The sequence below is a fragment of the Mammaliicoccus sp. J-M40 genome, assembly GCF_022386395.1.
In the GTDB taxonomy this organism is placed as follows: Bacteria; Bacillota; Bacilli; order Staphylococcales; family Staphylococcaceae; genus Mammaliicoccus; species Mammaliicoccus lentus.
On record NZ_JAJNIQ010000009.1, the window covers coordinates 52,787 to 70,583 of the forward strand.

Sequence of the window (17,797 nt, forward strand, 5' to 3'; positions counted from 1 at the left end):
TATGATAAATCATAAAATTATTATGTAAACTATTGATGTAAAATTTTACTGTTAAACTTCGTCGATTAGGGTATAATAGACTATAAATTAATACAAGGAGGGCTATTCTTGGAAAAAGAATCACGAGGTCGAGGTTCGAACGGTAAAGAAACAAGATTTATGAGATTTTTTGGTGGCCGAGATATTTATTTTATTTTAGGTCTGCTTATACTCATTGGTTTAACGGTATTTATATTCCAAAAAGTTTCATTTATTTTCGAACCATTAATCACAGTAACGACAACTTTAATTGGCCCAATTATCGTTGCGTTTATAGCATTTTATTTATTTAATCCAATAGTAAACTTTATGGAAAGGATGAATATTTCACGATTATGGGGAATCCTTATTTTACTACTTATTATCATTGCAGGTATTACGTTTATAGTTACTTTATTGATTCCAGTCGTACAGCATCAAATAGAAAGCTTTTCAAAAAACTTACCTACATATATAGATGAGTTTAGCGATAAAATTAAACAGTTATCCAAAAATTCGTTTATAGCGGATTATTACACTCAAGCTCAAAATTGGTTACAACAAAACTTTAGTGATATTCCTAAAAAAATATCAAATTCAGTAGGTAGTTTCGGAGACAAATTCCAATCATTTGTTTCTACTATTACGCATGTCGTTGTTATTATTGCGACATTCCCATTTGTGTTATTTTTCTTATTGAAAGATGGAGAAAAATTTAGAAACTATTTCATTAGTTTAATGCCTCCTAAATTTAGAAGAGATACACATGATTTAATTGATAAAATGAACCTTCAAGTTGGTTCATATATTCAAGGACAAATGATTGTAGCATTCTGTATTGGTGTATTACTATTTATTGGCTATTCAATCATTGGACTTGATTACGCATTAACATTAGCAAGTATTGCTGCTGTGACAAGTGTAGTGCCTTATTTAGGGCCTATGATAGCTATTTCACCAGCAATCGTATTGGCAGCGATTGATTCACCATTTATGCTACTTAAACTTGCAATCGTTTGGGCAGCAGTACAATTTTTAGAAGGGCATTTCATTTCGCCAAATATTATGGGTAAAACGATGAAAATTCATCCACTTACAATTATATTTGTATTGTTATGTGCAGGTAATTTAGCTGGCATAATAGGTGTTATTCTAGGAATTCCAGCATATGCTATTATTAAAGTAGCTGTAACACACGTATTTACTTTATTTAAACGCAGATATAATAAATATTATAAAGATGATTCAGGACCATATGAAATAGAAGATAATAAGGTAATAAAAGAAAATTAATGATCTTCTACCATAAATTTAATTAAGAATAAATAAGACTAGCAGTGAAGAATTCTAATACAATAGAATTCTTCACTGCTTTTTTATATGTAATAGCTTTCAATCTATATATAAATACAAATTTATTGAATTTTATGGTATTATTTGGTAGAAGAAATGATTAAGAGGTCGAAATATGAAATTATTAAATAGTAAGAGCATTATTTCGTTTTTAAAAATTCCATTTATATGTCTAGTGTTTATAGTTGTCATTTATATTCTACATAATGAAATATCTAAAATTAACTTTAAAAAGACATTTGTGTTATTTAGAGAAATGGATACATTTATATTTGTCGGTATTGTTATTTTAGGTGTACTATCTGTCCTAATATTATCTTTATATGACGTGATGTTAAAGCAATCATTAAAAATTAAACTACCGCTACATAAAATTTTATCAATTAGTTTCATCATTAATACTTTTAATAGCATTTTAGGATTTGGCGGATTAATAGGTGCTGGAATTAGAATTTATTCATATAGAAATGAAGTCCAAGATAGAAAGGTGCTCATCAAGAGTGTGTCTTTATTATTACTTTCTATGTTAAGTGGGCTGAGTTTATTATGTTTATTAATTGTTCTGCATTTATTTAAAGTCGATACATTATTAGATAATATTTCATGGGCTAAAATTGTTTTATATATCGGCAGTGCTTTTTTACCGATATTTATAATCTTTTCAATTTTAAAGCCTTCCACAGAGCAAGATAGATTATTAGGTGTTAAGTTCACAATAGTTTCAGCTTTCGAATGGTTAGCAGCGAGCTTTTTACTATATGTTATTTTACAGGCTCTAAATGTTCATGTAGATTATTCACATTTAGTAGGTATATTCGTTATTGCAGCTTTATCAGGACTAATGAGTATGATTCCAGGTGGATTTGGTGCTTTTGATTTAGTAATATTATTAGGCATTAAATCGTTAGGCGTACCAGAAGAACAAGTTCTATTGGCTTTATTACTGTATAGAATTGTTTATTATTTCTTTCCATTTATTATTGCTCTTGGACTGTCTACATTCGAGTTTGGGAGTATTATTAGAAAGTATATCGAAGAAAGCAAATTCTATACGCCTGCAATGGATACAACTTCATTTATTAAAGCTATTCAGAGAGATTTATTGACGAAAATTCCTTCTATCGCATTAGGATTATTAGTCGGAATAACTGGGTTTGTTTTATATTTTAATCATGTATTTATTTTATATGATGCCATATATTCTCATCATTATACGTTTTATTCTATTTTACTAGCTTTACATACCGCTGCGACACTGCTTTTACTTATTTGTTCTAAAGGTGTAATGTCCGGGACAATGCGATCCACATTAATGAGTATTATATCAACGCTAGTATTAATGTTTGTCTCGATTTTAACGAACGGTACAATTATTGCATTTTTATGGTTAGCAATATTATTAATATTGTTATTTATAGGTTATAAGAATGCAAATGTCGTTAAAAAAATCGTTACACCTATAAAAATTTTGCTAAGTGGCTTACTCATTCTTGTCATGTTTATTTTCAACAGAATTATCACAGTGAATTATTTAAATTTATATCCACATGAAGTTACAAAATTTGATAAATATGCCGTATTTAGTCTGTTTATAGTTGTACTCGTACTATTATTACTTCTAGGAACAGTCATAACATTTATACTTTCTAAAAATAATCAAAGAAATTTAACTAAAGATTTTAATTTTGAAACGATTGAAAATATCATTCAAAAATATGAAGGTTCTTACGTGAGTCATCTAGCGTTTACAGGCGATAAACAATTTTTTGTAAACGAAGATGAAGATGTATTTATCATGTATCGTCAAACAATGAATGCCGTCATTGTATTAGGTGATCCTATCGGAAATGAAGATAAATTTTCTGAAGTGTTAACTAAATTTTATGATCAAATGTATTTTTTAGGTAGAGACATCATTTTTTATCAAGTACAAACTAAATTACTTTCTTTATACCATGAATATGGAAATGTATTCTTTAAACTTGGTGAAGAAGCGCTCATTAACCTAGATACATTTACCTTATCTGGAAAAAAGAAAAGAGGTATGCGCGCAACATATAATAAACTTGAAACTGAAGGTTATCTATTTGAAATTTTAGAGGCACCATATAGTGAAGAAGATATTCAAATGATGAAAACTATAAGTGATAATTGGTTAAATGGTAAAAAAGAAATGAACTTTTCAGTAGGCGCTTTTAATTTAAATTATTTAAATAAAGCTCCAATTGCTGTTATACGTCATGAAGCATATGGTATCGTAGGATTTTGTTCATTAATGTATACAAATTATAATCAGTCGATATCGATTGATTTAATTAGATGGAATAAAGATATTGATATAGCAGTGATGGATGCACTATATATTCACATGTTGCTTTGGGCTAAAGAACAAGGCTATAAACAATTTAATATGGGTATGGCTACATTATCAAATGTAGGTTATAACAAATATGCATACTTAAGAGAGAAATTTGCTGCTAAAGTTTTTGAAAATATGAACGGTATATATAGCTTCCAAGGTTTAAGAAACTACAAACAAAAATACCACCCAGATTGGGAACCAAGATTTCTAGTCTATAAAAAGTATAGTTCATTATTATGGAATTTAATAAGAGTGAGTTTAACGATAAATTATAAACAAAAATAATACAATAATTTTACTAAGAAAGGTCCAGTGTTGAACACATTATGTGTTCTCTATTTGGACTTTTTTTCTATTTTTCAGGGAGTAAACTATAAGTGTAATAGAAAACGCTTTCAATAGGAGGATGACAATGAGTAAAGTACAAGACATAACAAGAGAACAATGGGTGTTAAATACATTCCCAGAGTGGGGTACTTGGTTAAATGAAGAAATTGAAGAAACCAAGGTGGAAGAAGGAACATTTTCTATGTGGTGGCTAGGCTGTACAGGTATTTGGTTAAAAACTTATGAAGACACGAATATTTTATGCGATTTATGGTGCGGTACTGGTAAGCGTACAAAAGCTGTTAAGAAAATGAAAAAAGGTCATCAAATGCAAAGAATGAGTGGTTGTCAAAACTTACAACCAAATTTAAGAACTCAACCATTCGTTATTGACCCATTCGCAATCAAAACAGCTGATGCATTAGTTGTTACACATATTCATTCAGATCATTTAGACGTTAATACAGCTGCAGCAGTACTACAAAATTGTAAAGATGATGTACCGTTTATTGGACCAAAGGCAGTTGTAGAAATTTGGAAATCTTGGGGAGTACCTGAAGAAAGATGTATCACGGTTAAACCAGGACAAAAAATAACAGTAGGTAGCGTGGAAATCATTGTATTAGAAGCATTTGACAGAACAGCACTTGTAACAACAAGTGAAGACCAAGTATTAAAAGGAAACTTACCGATAGATATGGATGATATTGCAGTGAATTACATATTCAAAACTTCAGGAGGTTCCTTATATCACGCTGGTGACTCTCATTATGCTAATAGATTCGCTAAACACGGAAATGAAAATGATGTAAATGTCGTGATAGGAGCATATGGAGAAAATCCAAGAGGAATTACTGACAAAGTTACTTCTGTTGATATGTTAAGAATGGCTGAGAGTTTAAAGGCAGATGTTGTTATACCTGTACATTATGATATTTGGTCTAATTTCCAAGCTGATCCTAAAGAATTATTGCTTTTATGGGAGAACAAGCACAAAAGATTACAATATCAATTTAAACCATATATTTGGCAAGTCGGAGGTAAATTCACTTTCCCTGAAGATAAAGATAAGTTTGAATATCATTATCCTAGAGGTTTTGATGATGTATTCTCAACTGATGATGATTTACCATTCCCATCATTTTTATAACAGTCAAGTAGAGGAGGACAAGTGATGGATATTTTTATTAAAAGTTTTGAATGGTTTAGTAATAACATATTATCGAAACCAGAATTTTTTATAGGTATTATCGTATTTGTTGGCTATGCATTACTCAAGAAGAAAATTTATGAATGTTTTGCAGGATTTATTAAAGCAACAGTTGGTTATATGATTTTGATGGTTGGAGCAGGCGGGCTTGTAACAACTTTTAGACCTATTCTTGCAGGTTTAGGTGAACGCTTTGGCTTAAAAGCAGCAGTTATAGATCCGTATTTCGGTTTAAATGCCGTTGATGGTGCGTTAAAGTCCATCGGTTTAACTACATCTTATACGATGATGGCTTTATTAGTTGGATTTTTACTTAATATTTTACTTGTTTTATTCAAAAAGTTCACTAAAATCAGAACGTTATTTATTACAGGTCATATTATGGTACAACAAGCTTCAACTGTTACATGGCTCGTATTCTTTGCTTTCCCAGAATTTCGTGATGTAAGTGGCGCAATAATGGTCGGGGTTATTGTAGGTTTATACTGGGCAGTAGGCTCGAATTTAACTGTGGGACCAACACAAAGATTAACGAATAATTCAGGATTTGCAATTGGTCATCAACAAATGTTTGCGATTTGGTTAGTTGATAAAATTGCACCTAAATTAGGAAATAAAGATAAAAATTTAGAAAATATAAAATTACCAAAATGGTTATCAATATTTCACGATAACATTGTTGCAACAGGTACATTGATGCTTATATTCTACGGAACAATTTTATTGATTTTAGGAGAAGATTTCTTAAGAACTATGGATCCAAAGAAGTTTCCAGAAACATTATCGTTCTTTACATATATATTATCCAGTTCATTATCTTTCGCAGTATATTTAGCTATTTTAATGATGGGTGTACGTATGTTCGTTTCAGAATTAACAAATTCGTTCCAAGGTATATCAAATAAAATACTACCAGGTTCATTACCAGCAGTTGATTGCGCTGCTTCTTATAATTTTACTCCACAAAATGCAATTCTATTTGGATTTATTTGTGGTTCAATCGGACAGTTTATTACGATTATCGGGTTACTCGTTTTCAAGTCGCCGATACTCATTATAACTGGTTTCGTTCCAGTATTTTTTGATAACGCAACGATAGCTGTATTTGCAAATAAAGTAGGTGGCACAAGAGCAGCATTAATTTGTTCATTCTTATGTGGTGTTTTACAAGTTACAATTGGTGCCATTGCAGTTATGATATTTGATTTATATAAATTCGGTGGTTGGCATGGCAATATTGACTTTGAATTAGTATGGCCAGGATTTGGATTACTTATGAATCATTTAGGCGTCTTCGGATATGCATTGATTATTGCAATATTAATTGCAATTCCACAATTACAATATTTGAGAGCTAAAGATAAAGCTTCATATGAGGCAGGATTAGAATAATTTAGAAAAGAGGTAATAAAAATGTTAAAAATTTTAGCAGCGTGTGGAAATGGTATGGGAAGTTCTATGGTTATTAAGATGAAAATAGAAAAAAGTTTACGTGAATTAAACGTTTCAGACTTTGTTGTAGATTCATGTAGTGTAGGTGAAGCGAAATCACAGCAATCATCTTATGACGTTGTGTTTGCTAGCAAACATTTGATTCATGAATTAGAAGGTCGTAGCTCAGCTAAATTATTAGGATTAGAAAATTTAATGGATGATGCAGAAATTAAAAAGAATTTAGAAACGATTATATAAGGTGATCATATGGTGTCTTTTAAAGAATCTTTAATTAAAGAACAATCAATATTATTGAATCAAGAAGCAAGTACATGGGAAGAAGCAGTACGTATTGCTGCAAATCCACTCGTTAATAGTGGCGCAATTCAAGAGCGATATGTAGATGCAATTATAGAAAGTACCAAAAGATATGGACCGTATTATGTATTGATGGAAGGCATGGCTATGCCTCATGCAAGGCCAGAAGACGGAGTGTATCGAAATGCTTTTAGTTTACTGACATTTAAAGAAGGTGTTCCTTTTTCGGATGGTAAATTAGCTAGTGTATTTGTTGTATTAGCTGCTACATCTTCAGAAATTCATACAAGTATTGCAATTCCACAAATAGTTGCAGTATTTGATACACCTGACATTATTGCAAAACTTATGAATGTTACATGTGAACAAGAAGTATTAGAAATTATCAATCAATCAGACCCTAGTGTCTATCTAAATTAAAGGAGTGAGTTTATGACTCTACCAAAGTTACAAGTTGCATTAGATAACAATACAATTCCAAGTGCGATTAAATCTATCAAAGCATTAGGGGATATAGTAGATATTATCGAAGTGGGCACAATTTTATGTTTAGCAGAGGGTAGTGAAGCTATAAAGGTGATGCGTGCTCTATACCCGGATAAAATCATTTTAGCAGATACAAAATGTGCAGATGCAGGTAAAACAGTAGCCCAAAACTGTCGAGATGCAGGAGCAAACTGGATGACAGTTATATGTTCAGCTAGCATTGAAACAATGATTGCTGCTAACAATGTTGTTGAAGAGTTACAAGTTGAATTATACGGAGATTGGACATTTGAACAAGCAGCATTATGGTATCAATCAAATATTAAGCAAGTGGTCTACCATCAAAGTAGAGATGCTTTATTATCGGGTAAATCTTGGGATGATAGTGATTTAGAAAAAATAAAACGACTAATCGAAATGGGGTTCAGAGTATCTGTAACAGGAGGATTAGACGTTAATACAATCAAATTATTTAAGGGATTAGATGTCGAGGCATTTATCGCTGGTAGAAGTTTAAGAGATGCAGAAGATCCTAAACAAGCTGCAATTGAATTTAAACAAGAAATACAGAGGGTGTTTTCATGATTGAACGTTTAGGCATCTATGAAAAAGCACTTCCAAAACACTTATCTATTACTGAAAAATTAAAGCTTGCTAAACGTTTAGGCTTTTCATTTATCGAAATGTCTATTGATGAAACTGATGAGAGACTTGCAAGACTAAATTGGAAAGCTTCAGACATCGAAGATATATTAAACACTCAATTAGAACATGATATTAGAATTCAAAGCATCTGTTTAAGTGGCCACCGTAGATTTCCTTTTGGTTCACAAAATGATGAAAATAGAAAACAAGCAGAAAGCATTATGATTAAAGCAATCGATTTAGCTGAAAAACTTGGTGTACGTGTGATTCAATTAGCTGGTTACGATGTCTATTATGAAGAAAAAAGTGATTTAACACATAAACGTTTCATAGAAGGATTAAGAAATGCTTTATCATATGCTCATAAAAAGCAAATTCTTCTTGCGATAGAAATTATGGATGATAAGTATATGAACTCTATAACTAAATATTTAAAAATTAAATCGCAAATTAATCATCCTATGTTACAATTTTATCCTGATATCGGTAATCTTTCAGCATGGCCAGAGAATAATGTGAAGAGTGAATTAGCAAAAGGTATTAGTGATATTGCTGCTATACATTTGAAAGATACTAAATCTGTAACTGAAGATTATCCAGGAAAGTTTAAAGAAGTAACTTTTGGCGATGGATGTGTAGATTTTGTTGAAGCGTTTAAAACATTGGATAAATTAGATTATACAGGCCCATATTTAATTGAAATGTGGTCTGAAAATAGCAAGCTTGCTATTGAAGAAATTAAAGAAGCAGTGCAATTTATAGAAAAACAATATCAATTGAGTAAGGTGTAAGAAAATGATAATAAATGAAATGAAACAGAAAGTATTTGAAGGAAACTTAGCTTTACCACGTCATCAATTAGTTAGATTAACTTGGGGAAATGTGAGTTTAATCAATCGTGAAGAAGGTATAATCTGTATTAAACCAAGTGGCGTTCCTTATGACAATATGAAGCCTGAAGATATGGTTATAACGAATTTAGATGGTCGACCTTTTGAGAATCAATTAAAGCCATCATCAGATCTTGATACACATATAGTATTATATAAGCACTATAAAACCGTTAATAGTATCGTACATACACATTCATTACACGCGGTTGTTTACGCTCAAGCCGGTAAGGAAATACCTCCTTTAGGTACAACACATGCTGATACTTTTTACGGAGCAATCCCGTGTACAAGAGATTTAACTGCAGAAGAAGTGGATAGTTGTTACGAGCGTTCAACGGGTAAAGTCATAATCGAAAAATTTAAAGAATTGAATGTGACACCAAAAGAAATACCTGCTATTAATACGAGACACCATGGACCATTTATATTTGGTGAAACAGTTGATAAAGCGATTGAACACACAATTATACTTGAAGAAGTGGCTGAAATGGCATTAAAAACTGAATTATTAAACCCTGAGATAAAAAGAATTCATCAATATTTATTGGATAAACATTATTATAGAAAGCACGGCAAACACGCATACTATGGACAAGGATAAGAACATGTTTTCAGAGTATTGCACTTTATAATGAGTAAGAACAATGATGTCAAAATCAATTGATTTTGTATATTATTGTTCTTATTTTCGCATATTGGGTTATCATATTTTACTTAGTAAATAATTTTAAACTAATAGTAGATTAAGTTATATTTCTCATTTTATTACTATAAATTATAATTAAATAAAAATTGAATTCAGCTATTATATCAACATGAAAGTTGTGATTGAAATGTATGCTTTTGATAAAAATTTTATAGTTTTTATTGAATATTATAAAGTACATAAAAGTATTCCAAGTATTACTCAAGTAGCAAAGTCATTAGGATTATCAAGAAGAGTTATTTATTATTATATTCAAAAATCAAATGACATTTTAACAAAATATGATCGAACATTAAGTTCTGAATTTCAGAATAACCAATATCAATTAAATGATGAACAAATATTATTAATTGAAGAACATATAAATAAAAATACTTTATATGTACTATCACAAAAAGAGCGTATTTTATTTATCATTGCGGCAGTTATTTTTAAAACTAAGAAATTACAGATTAAGTTATTAACCGAACATTTGAAAGTAAGTAAAAATACGATTCTGAGTGATTTGAAATCAGTTAAAGCATATTTTGCTATTTATAATTTAACATTAAAAAATTCTAAACAATATGGTTATTATATTGAATGTACAAATTGTTTTCGTAGAAATCTATTATTTGAAATAATTGATATTACTGAAAAGAATGAGTTTTATGTTTTACAGGAAAATATTTTTGAATTTAATATTGATGATTTTGATATCACGACATTAGATGAAAAAATAAATACTTTTATCGATGCACTAAATATGTCGGAAACACTCTTGAATAAAAAAATTGCTTATCAAAATAAACTCATTTTAGGCAAATCTTTTTTTATCATGAAATACTTTAAGCATGAATTATCAATGGAGTATAATCTAAATATTGTAAAAAAACGTATAGAATATAAAGTTGCTCAACATATTTATGAAATATTAAATCCTAAAATAAAAATAGAGCACCAAGAAGTGATTTATTTAGCAACTCAATTACTTTGTATAGATAAAGATGAAGATCATTATTATAAGAGTCATACATTTACACATTTATTTGAGTTGAGTGAATTATTTATTGATACATTTGAAAGCATTTCTAGTATATGTATAAAAAACAGAGAGAAATTTATAGAGCTAATACAAACTCAATTTAAGGTTTTCTTCTTTAGACAACAATTTAACTATGCAAATCAATATATACAAAACGAAATAACGGATAAAGAACTACAATTACTTATTAGAATTACAGAATGTGTATTCAATCATATTTATCCAACACAGGTTTACAAAGCGCAATTTAAGAGACAGTTTCATCATCGCGATATTTACGATTGTGCGATAGCTATTCAAGCACTATATAACGAAGAAATGTTAGAAAAACAAGTTAATAATATTATTGTCGTTACATCTTTACCTCAATCTGAAAGTAAAATATTTTTATTGAAATTAAAAAGATTTTTGAAAACACCATACTTACTTAAGCATATGCCCATTGAAGAAGCGATTAATTATATTAACCATGCAGATTATTGTATAACGACTGCACAACGTTATAATCACCCTAATGCCCAGACTATACACGTTAGTAAATTTCTAACAAATAAAGATATACATCAATTATCAATTTTGAATCAAAATAAATTATCTTCATTAGATTATAACCGTCATGTATTAAAAATACTTGACTACGATGGTTTAACTAATAAAGAAAAGGCTAAAAAAATTCACGAAATATATAATCAGCTGAATGATAATGAAGAAGTTATGGCTATTACATTACAAGAAGCTTGCCCTAAGCATTTTAAGTATGTATTTACAGAGGGAGAAAAGTTTATAGATATTATTAATAAAATGAAAGAAAATATTATTACTAGTGGTTATGCAAGTAGGTCAATATTAGAACAATTAGTATTAAACGAAGATAACAAAAATAATTATTCTTTCATTTATCCAGGTGTATTACTCATGTATACAAATCAACATTTTGCGAACAGTAAATGTAGTGTTTCAATAGCTAAAATTGATTATCCTTGTTACATAAAGATTGCGAATGAATCTAGAATTGTAAAAAACGTTATTTTATTAACACTAGATAATACTGTTAAACATTTATCCGTATTACTTGAAATTGATGATTTATGCAAGACAGGTAAATTAAATAAATATATATTAGACAATTTATAACAATATCTTATATGAGCATACACTTTCAAAATAAAATATATAATAAAAAACGCCTAATCCTAAATGATGTACACCTTTACAGGTGAAATTCAAAGGATTAGGCGTTTATATACAAAATATTTTTAATCTGCACGTGTTTCTTTTATACGTTTAAACCAACGATATAGAACATATAATACAATAATCGCAATAATGATGATAAATAATTTAGAATATATACCTGCGAATTCAATTATTTTATGCCAATGACTTCCTAATGTCATGCCTAATACAATCAGTAGTATATTCCACATACCAGTACCGATTGCTGTTAATACAATGAATAAAGGTATATTCATTTTTGTGATTCCTGCAGGTAAAGATATCAAAGTTCTTACTATAGGAATAAATCTTCCGATAAATATAGCCCAATTTCCGTACTTATTTAGCCAAGTAATTGTTTTATCTAAATCTTTAGTTTTAATTCCTATATACTTACCATGCTTATGTATTAAACGATATATACGTTCTTCGCCAATCCAAGCACCGATGCCGTATAATACTAACGCACCAAGCACCGCTCCAACAACTGCTAATATACATACGACGACAATACTTAAATTAGATTGTGTTGTCATAAATCCTGCAAATGTTAATACAATTTCAGAAGGGAAGGGATGTATAATATATTCTAAAAACACGAGTATAAAGATACCTACGTATCCATATTGGGTCATAAAATCAGTAATCCATTGTTCCATAATTAACTCCTTATGTAATGATTCATGTCAAAAATATAATTAACTTTAAACAGAAAAATAACAGTACAGTACACTATTGTACATACTTTACTGCTATTTAACTAAAGGTATATTTATTTTTTAAAACGACTTCTTTCTAATTGCTCTTCTTTATATCTTTCAGGATTTTTCTTATAAAAATCTTGATGATGATCTTCTGCTTCATAAAATGTTTGATATGGTAATAATTTTGTTACAACTGTTTGATTTTCAGGTAATTTATCGTTTAACTGTGTGATATATTCTTCAGCTAATTTCTTTTGGTCATCATTTGTATAAAAGATAGCTGTTTGATATTGGGAGCCACGATCTTGAAATTGCCCATGAGCATCAGTAGGATCTATAATTGCAAAAAATATTTCTAATAATCTATTGTATGAGAATAATGCAACATCGTATTGGATTTCAACAACTTCGAGATGCCCTGTTTCTCCTGTCTTTACTTCTTCATAAGTTGGATTTTCTGTTGTTCCACCCATGTAACCTGAAGTGACTTTATCAATACCTTCATACTCATCGAATGGTTTAACCATGCACCAAAAGCATCCACCTGCGAAATACGCTTTATTCATATTCATTATAATTTTACCATCCTTTATTCAGTCTCAAGTCTTATTTTCCGATAGTTTCACAATTTTTTCTTGATTTTTAAACCATAAATTGGTTAACTTAGTGTATGATATTAATTATAATATAATTAATATCAATTTTGAAGATAAAAGGTTGGTAACAATGACTTCGCAAAATCAATCAGAAACAGATGACAATCGTCAAACAGATATACCACGAAGAACGAAAAAGCGTAGAATTAAAAAAGGGCCTTTTATTCTTTTAGGTATCATTTTGCTATTAATCGGGTTAGTATTCTATATAACTGCTTCATATAAGTCTGGCTTGAAGGTTTCAACTGAGAATGGTAAGGACCATCAATTACATAAGTTCCATAGTTCTACCAGAAATGATGGTAAGGTTAATGTGCTTGTGTTAGGGGAAGATCGTAAAGTTGATAACTCACAGCCTAGAACCGATTCAATTATGGTTGTTCAATATGATTACTTAAAGAAAGATTTAAAAATCGTTTCGGTCATGAGAGATATTTATTCTGAAATACCTGGTGGTTATCGAAATTACAAAATCAATACTGCATACTCACTTGGTGGACCAGAATTATTGCGTAAAACATTGAAGAAAAACCTTGGTCTTGATCCAGAGTACTATGCCATCATAGACTTTGATGGATTCGAGCAGATGGTTGATGAAATTGCACCAGACGGTGTTCCAATCAATGTTGAAAAGGACATGTCTGAAAAAATTGGTGTTTCTCTGAAAAAAGGTCAACATAACTTAAACGGGAAAGAATTATTAGGTTATGCGCGTTATAGAAATGACGAAGAAGGCGACTTTGGACGAGTAAGAAGACAACAACAAGTTATGACAGGACTGAAATCAGAACTATTAAGTGTAAATTCAGTTCTGAAAGCACCTAAAATTGCAGGTATTGCAAGAGGTTATGTTAATACAAATTTAGATGATCAAACAATTTATAAAACGGGAGCTAGCTTTATAGCTAGAGGCGATAAAGATATTAAGACTTTAACAGTGCCAGTAAAAGGCTCTTATACAAATGAAAATGATATTGAAAATGGTGCTGTTTTAAGTATTGATAAAGAACAGAATAAAAAAGCAATAAAAGAATTTCTTGATGAATAGTAGATGAGTATGGCATATTATCCGTATTGAAAGTGAGAGGGAGCGAGACAGAAATCTTATTTTTAAAGATTTCATAGTCTCGCTCCCTTTTTTTAATATATTTAAAAATTAAGAATCTGATTTACGAACGCCTGCTACACCATAGTGTTCAGGTTTCATTTCTTCAATGATAACGTGTATATTTTCTTTTGGAGCTTTAGCATTCTTATGTACTGCTTCGGTAACATCATTAACTAGACCTCTTAACTGTTCATCTGATCTACCTTCAATTAATTTAACATTTACGATTGGCATTATTGTCTCTCCTCATTATATTGTATATTTGCTGAAGGACCTGTATCACCGCGCCAGTCTTGCTGGCCATCATCTTCAATGAATTCGATATTAACATCCTCAACATGTGATAAGTCTAACAACTTTAATATAATCCGTTTTCTGATATCTGACAACTCTTTTAACGTAAAGTTCTTGTTTAACTCTAATAATGCTTCAATATGCAATGCTTCTCCTTCTTTAATGACAGCTAATCGTTTAATATCGGATACAGCTTTTTCATCTAGAATGATACGTGAAGCATGTATTTCTGATTCGTGATCAGCGATACCAAGAACACCTTGGGCATTTTCAACAAATATAATACCGACAATAATAAACATCATGATACCGATTATGACTGAAGCAATACCTTCAAGCATACCTAAGCCAGTTAATCGAGCAATGATAATGGATAATACAGCGATTATACCGCCACCAGCTGCTACTGTATCTTCCATAAATACAAGTTTTGTAGCGGGCTTTGCTTTGCTGATATTTAAATAACTTTTAGTGAAAGGTGTTAATAAACCTTTGCTAGATTCTCCAGCTTCTTCTAAAATTTCTTTGCCAGCTTTTCTTAACACTGTACCTTCTAAAACAATACCGATAACGAGTACGCCGATATTAATCCAGAAAAATAAAAGTCGGCCATCAGTATCATTAGGATGAATAATATGGTGAAAACCTTCTTTTACTGTTTCGTATGATAGAATCCCAACAATTATAACTGCTATTAAACATACTAGATTAATAAGTCGACCATATCCAAGTGGGAACTTCTCATTAGGACTACGTTTTGAAAAAGCAGAACCGAGAAACACGAATAATTGATTAGCTGCATCCCCAAAGGAATGCATCATTTCAGCAAACATAGCGATGTTGCCTGTAAAAATAAAAGCGAAGAGCTTTAAAAAACCAAGAATGAAGTTAACGATAGCAGCAGATAAAGAAGACATGCTACCTTTTTTAAGTAAATTGAAAAATCTGCTCATAACAAGCTCCTTTGCATATTAAATTTTTATAATGATAACATCTTAATTCCCATAATTTAATATTGCTAATCATTTTAGATACTTATAATTTTATTATGTAAACTATAAGTGTTGTTTGAAATTTCTTAAGACCATTAGCTAGGAATGTGTTATACTATAAATGTATAATATCTAAATATGTCATACTATTTGATTACTATATTAATGTAGCTTAATACATTAAATGTCTTATTACACCTTATCTATGAGTTGACACTTTTTTAATATAGATATTAGGTTTATAATAGAGTTAATACATAAAATTATGTAAACAAATTTAATAACTGAAATTCTGTATATTTGTTATGGGCATATATAGATGAGTAAATTAATATTGAAAGGGGCTCTGTAGTTAATTATGAATTCAATACATAAGAAAACAGATGTAATATTAATTGGTGGTGGCATAATGAGTGCGACTTTAGGCACAATGCTTAAAGAATTATCACCAAACTTAGAAATTAAATTATTCGAAAAATTATCTAAACCAGCTGAAGAGAGTTCTAATGAATGGAACAACGCAGGTACAGGACATTCTGCTTTATGTGAATTGAATTACACTAAAGAAGAGGCGGATGGTTCCGTTAATATTGATAAAGCAATCCAAATCAATGAACAGTTTCAGTTATCAAAACAATTTTGGACTTATCTTGTAAATCAAGGTAAGTTAGCTGATCCAAGATCATTTATTCGTCCTGTTCCACATATGAGTTTTGTTTATGGAAAGAAAAACATAGAATTTTTGAGAAAACGTTGTGATGCTTTATCGAATAATCCTTTATTCACAGGTATGACATTTACTGATGATTTTGAAACATTAAAACATTGGATGCCATTAATGATGGAGGGACGTCCGACTACTGAAGAAATTGCAGCAACTAAAATAGAATCTGGTACAGATGTAAACTTCGGTAATTTAACACGTTCACTTTTAAGTAATTTAAAAGATGAAGGTGTAGAGTTATATTACAATCATTCTGTTCAGAATATTCGAAGAAATCAAGATAACACATGGCAATTAAAAATTTATAATAGTGAAACGAAGAAAACTGAATATCACAACACTAAATTTGTATTTATTGGTGCTGGTGGCGGCAGTTTACCGCTGTTACAGAAGACAGGTATTAAAGAATCTACAAATATAGGTGGCTTCCCAGTTAGTGGTTTATTCATGGTATGTAATAATGAAGACGTTATTGCTAAACATGAAGCCAAAGTTTATGGTAAAGCTAAAGTCGGCGCGCCACCAATGTCAGTACCACATTTAGACACAAGATACATTGAAGGTAAACGAACATTATTATTTGGACCTTTTGCTGGATTTTCACCTAAGTTCTTGAAAACAGGTTCAAATTTAGATTTAATTGAATCTGTTAAACCTAATAATGTTTTAACAATGCTATCTGCTGGATTAAAAGAAATGGGATTAACGAAATATTTAGTGGAGCAAGTACTTTTATCTGATGAAAAACGATTAGAAGAGTTAAAAGAATTTATTCCAACTGCAAAATTAGAAGATTGGGACATTGTAATTGCTGGCCAACGTGTGCAAGTAATTAAAGACACAGATGAAGGCGGGAAAGGGACACTTCAATTTGGTACTGAGCTTGTCACAAGTGAAGACGGTTCAATATCAGCTTTACTAGGTGCTTCTCCAGGTGCTTCTACAGCAGTACATGTTATGTTGCAGTTATTAGAAAAAAGTTTCCCAGAACAATTCCCAGAATGGAAACAAAGAATTAAACAAATGATACCTTCATATGAAGTACAATTGTCTGAAAATCCTGAAGTATTTGATGAAATTAATACATCAACTTCAAAAGCATTAGGATTATATAAATAATAGAACTATAAAATTTTGATACGCTTCTTTCAAAGCACACTCTAAAAAAGTGAAATCTTTGAAGGGAGCTTTTTTTGGTAATATAATGTGAAAGTATCGAAATACATGCACATTAGCGTATAATTTTCATGTATTTATAATCTGTATATTTAATCGTATGTAACAAATTTACAAATTTCTTTAACTCTAAAATAAAAATTGATTTTATT

At 30.2% G+C, this 17,797-nt stretch carries 16 protein-coding genes; 12 read left to right on the forward strand and 4 right to left on the reverse strand.

Annotated features, from left to right (window positions below; all coding sequences use genetic code 11):
* Positions 1 to 159 precede the first annotated feature (159 nt).
* From LQ688_RS10450 to LQ688_RS10495, 10 genes are all read left to right on the forward strand, one after another.
* Entirely contained in the window at positions 160 to 1,311 is a 1,152-nt protein-coding gene (locus tag LQ688_RS10450; protein WP_082892512.1) for an AI-2E family transporter, read from the forward strand.
* 175 nt (positions 1,312 to 1,486) lie between these two features.
* Entirely contained in the window at positions 1,487 to 4,018 is a 2,532-nt protein-coding gene (mprF, locus tag LQ688_RS10455) for a bifunctional lysylphosphatidylglycerol flippase/synthetase MprF (RefSeq protein ID WP_239724888.1), read from the forward strand.
* A 127-nt stretch (positions 4,019 to 4,145) separates the two neighbouring features.
* A complete protein-coding gene (gene ulaG, locus LQ688_RS10460; RefSeq protein ID WP_135020174.1) occupies positions 4,146 to 5,210 on the forward strand; it encodes an L-ascorbate 6-phosphate lactonase in 1,065 nt (354 codons plus the stop codon).
* 24 nt (positions 5,211 to 5,234) lie between these two features.
* Positions 5,235 to 6,662 carry a PTS ascorbate transporter subunit IIC gene (locus LQ688_RS10465; RefSeq protein ID WP_239752759.1) on the forward strand — a complete coding sequence of 476 codons (1,428 nt, stop codon included), beginning with the start codon at positions 5,235 to 5,237 and terminating at the stop codon, positions 6,660 to 6,662.
* Between the two features lie 21 nt (positions 6,663 to 6,683).
* The gene (locus tag LQ688_RS10470) at positions 6,684 to 6,962 is read left to right on the forward strand and encodes a PTS sugar transporter subunit IIB (RefSeq protein ID WP_135020178.1); all 279 of its coding nucleotides are present in this window, start codon (positions 6,684 to 6,686) and stop codon (positions 6,960 to 6,962) included.
* Positions 6,963 to 6,971: 9 nt separating this feature from the next.
* Positions 6,972 to 7,442, forward strand: coding sequence for a PTS sugar transporter subunit IIA (locus LQ688_RS10475; RefSeq protein WP_239752760.1), 471 nt, complete (start codon positions 6,972 to 6,974; stop codon positions 7,440 to 7,442).
* A 12-nt stretch (positions 7,443 to 7,454) separates the two neighbouring features.
* On the forward strand, positions 7,455 to 8,093 hold the full coding sequence (locus LQ688_RS10480; protein WP_135020182.1) for a 3-keto-L-gulonate-6-phosphate decarboxylase UlaD: 639 nt from the start codon (positions 7,455 to 7,457) through the stop codon (positions 8,091 to 8,093).
* Positions 8,090 to 8,944, forward strand: a complete 855-nt coding sequence (locus tag LQ688_RS10485; protein WP_239752761.1) for an L-ribulose-5-phosphate 3-epimerase — start codon at positions 8,090 to 8,092, stop codon at positions 8,942 to 8,944. Before LQ688_RS10480 ends, LQ688_RS10485 begins: the two co-directional genes overlap by 4 nt.
* A gap of 4 nt (positions 8,945 to 8,948) precedes the next feature.
* Positions 8,949 to 9,647: an L-ribulose-5-phosphate 4-epimerase AraD gene (gene araD, locus LQ688_RS10490; protein WP_275589622.1), complete on the forward strand. Its 699-nt coding sequence runs from the start codon at positions 8,949 to 8,951 to the stop codon at positions 9,645 to 9,647.
* A gap of 232 nt (positions 9,648 to 9,879) precedes the next feature.
* Positions 9,880 to 11,910 (forward strand): BglG family transcription antiterminator, encoded by a 2,031-nt coding sequence (locus LQ688_RS10495; RefSeq protein ID WP_167751222.1) that lies wholly within the window; start codon positions 9,880 to 9,882, stop codon positions 11,908 to 11,910.
* Between the two features lie 122 nt (positions 11,911 to 12,032).
* Here the strand turns inward: LQ688_RS10495 and LQ688_RS10500 are convergent, their stop codons facing one another.
* The gene (locus LQ688_RS10500; protein WP_064204981.1) at positions 12,033 to 12,650 is read right to left on the reverse strand and encodes a DedA family protein; all 618 of its coding nucleotides are present in this window, start codon (positions 12,648 to 12,650) and stop codon (positions 12,033 to 12,035) included.
* Between the two features lie 113 nt (positions 12,651 to 12,763).
* Positions 12,764 to 13,267, reverse strand: coding sequence for a peptide-methionine (S)-S-oxide reductase MsrA (gene msrA / locus LQ688_RS10505; protein ID WP_064204980.1), 504 nt, complete (start codon positions 13,265 to 13,267; stop codon positions 12,764 to 12,766).
* A gap of 154 nt (positions 13,268 to 13,421) precedes the next feature.
* Here msrA and LQ688_RS10510 point away from each other — a divergent pair, with 154 nt between their 5' ends.
* Complete coding sequence (locus tag LQ688_RS10510; protein WP_016999572.1) at positions 13,422 to 14,399, forward strand: LCP family protein; 978 nt, start codon at positions 13,422 to 13,424, stop codon at positions 14,397 to 14,399.
* 108 nt (positions 14,400 to 14,507) lie between these two features.
* Here LQ688_RS10510 and LQ688_RS10515 read toward each other — a convergent pair whose 3' ends face one another.
* Together LQ688_RS10515 and LQ688_RS10520 are read right to left on the reverse strand one after the other, a co-directional pair.
* Positions 14,508 to 14,693, reverse strand: coding sequence for a 2-hydroxymuconate tautomerase (locus LQ688_RS10515; RefSeq protein WP_016999571.1), 186 nt, complete (start codon positions 14,691 to 14,693; stop codon positions 14,508 to 14,510).
* Entirely contained in the window at positions 14,693 to 15,706 is a 1,014-nt protein-coding gene (locus LQ688_RS10520) for a cation diffusion facilitator family transporter (protein ID WP_239724890.1), read from the reverse strand. Before LQ688_RS10520 ends, LQ688_RS10515 begins: the two co-directional genes overlap by 1 nt.
* Positions 15,707 to 16,103: 397 nt before the next feature.
* Between LQ688_RS10520 and mqo the strand changes: the two genes are divergently transcribed.
* Positions 16,104 to 17,588 (forward strand): malate dehydrogenase (quinone), encoded by a 1,485-nt coding sequence (gene mqo, locus LQ688_RS10525; RefSeq protein WP_064204978.1) that lies wholly within the window; start codon positions 16,104 to 16,106, stop codon positions 17,586 to 17,588.
* Positions 17,589 to 17,797: the final 209 nt, after the last annotated feature.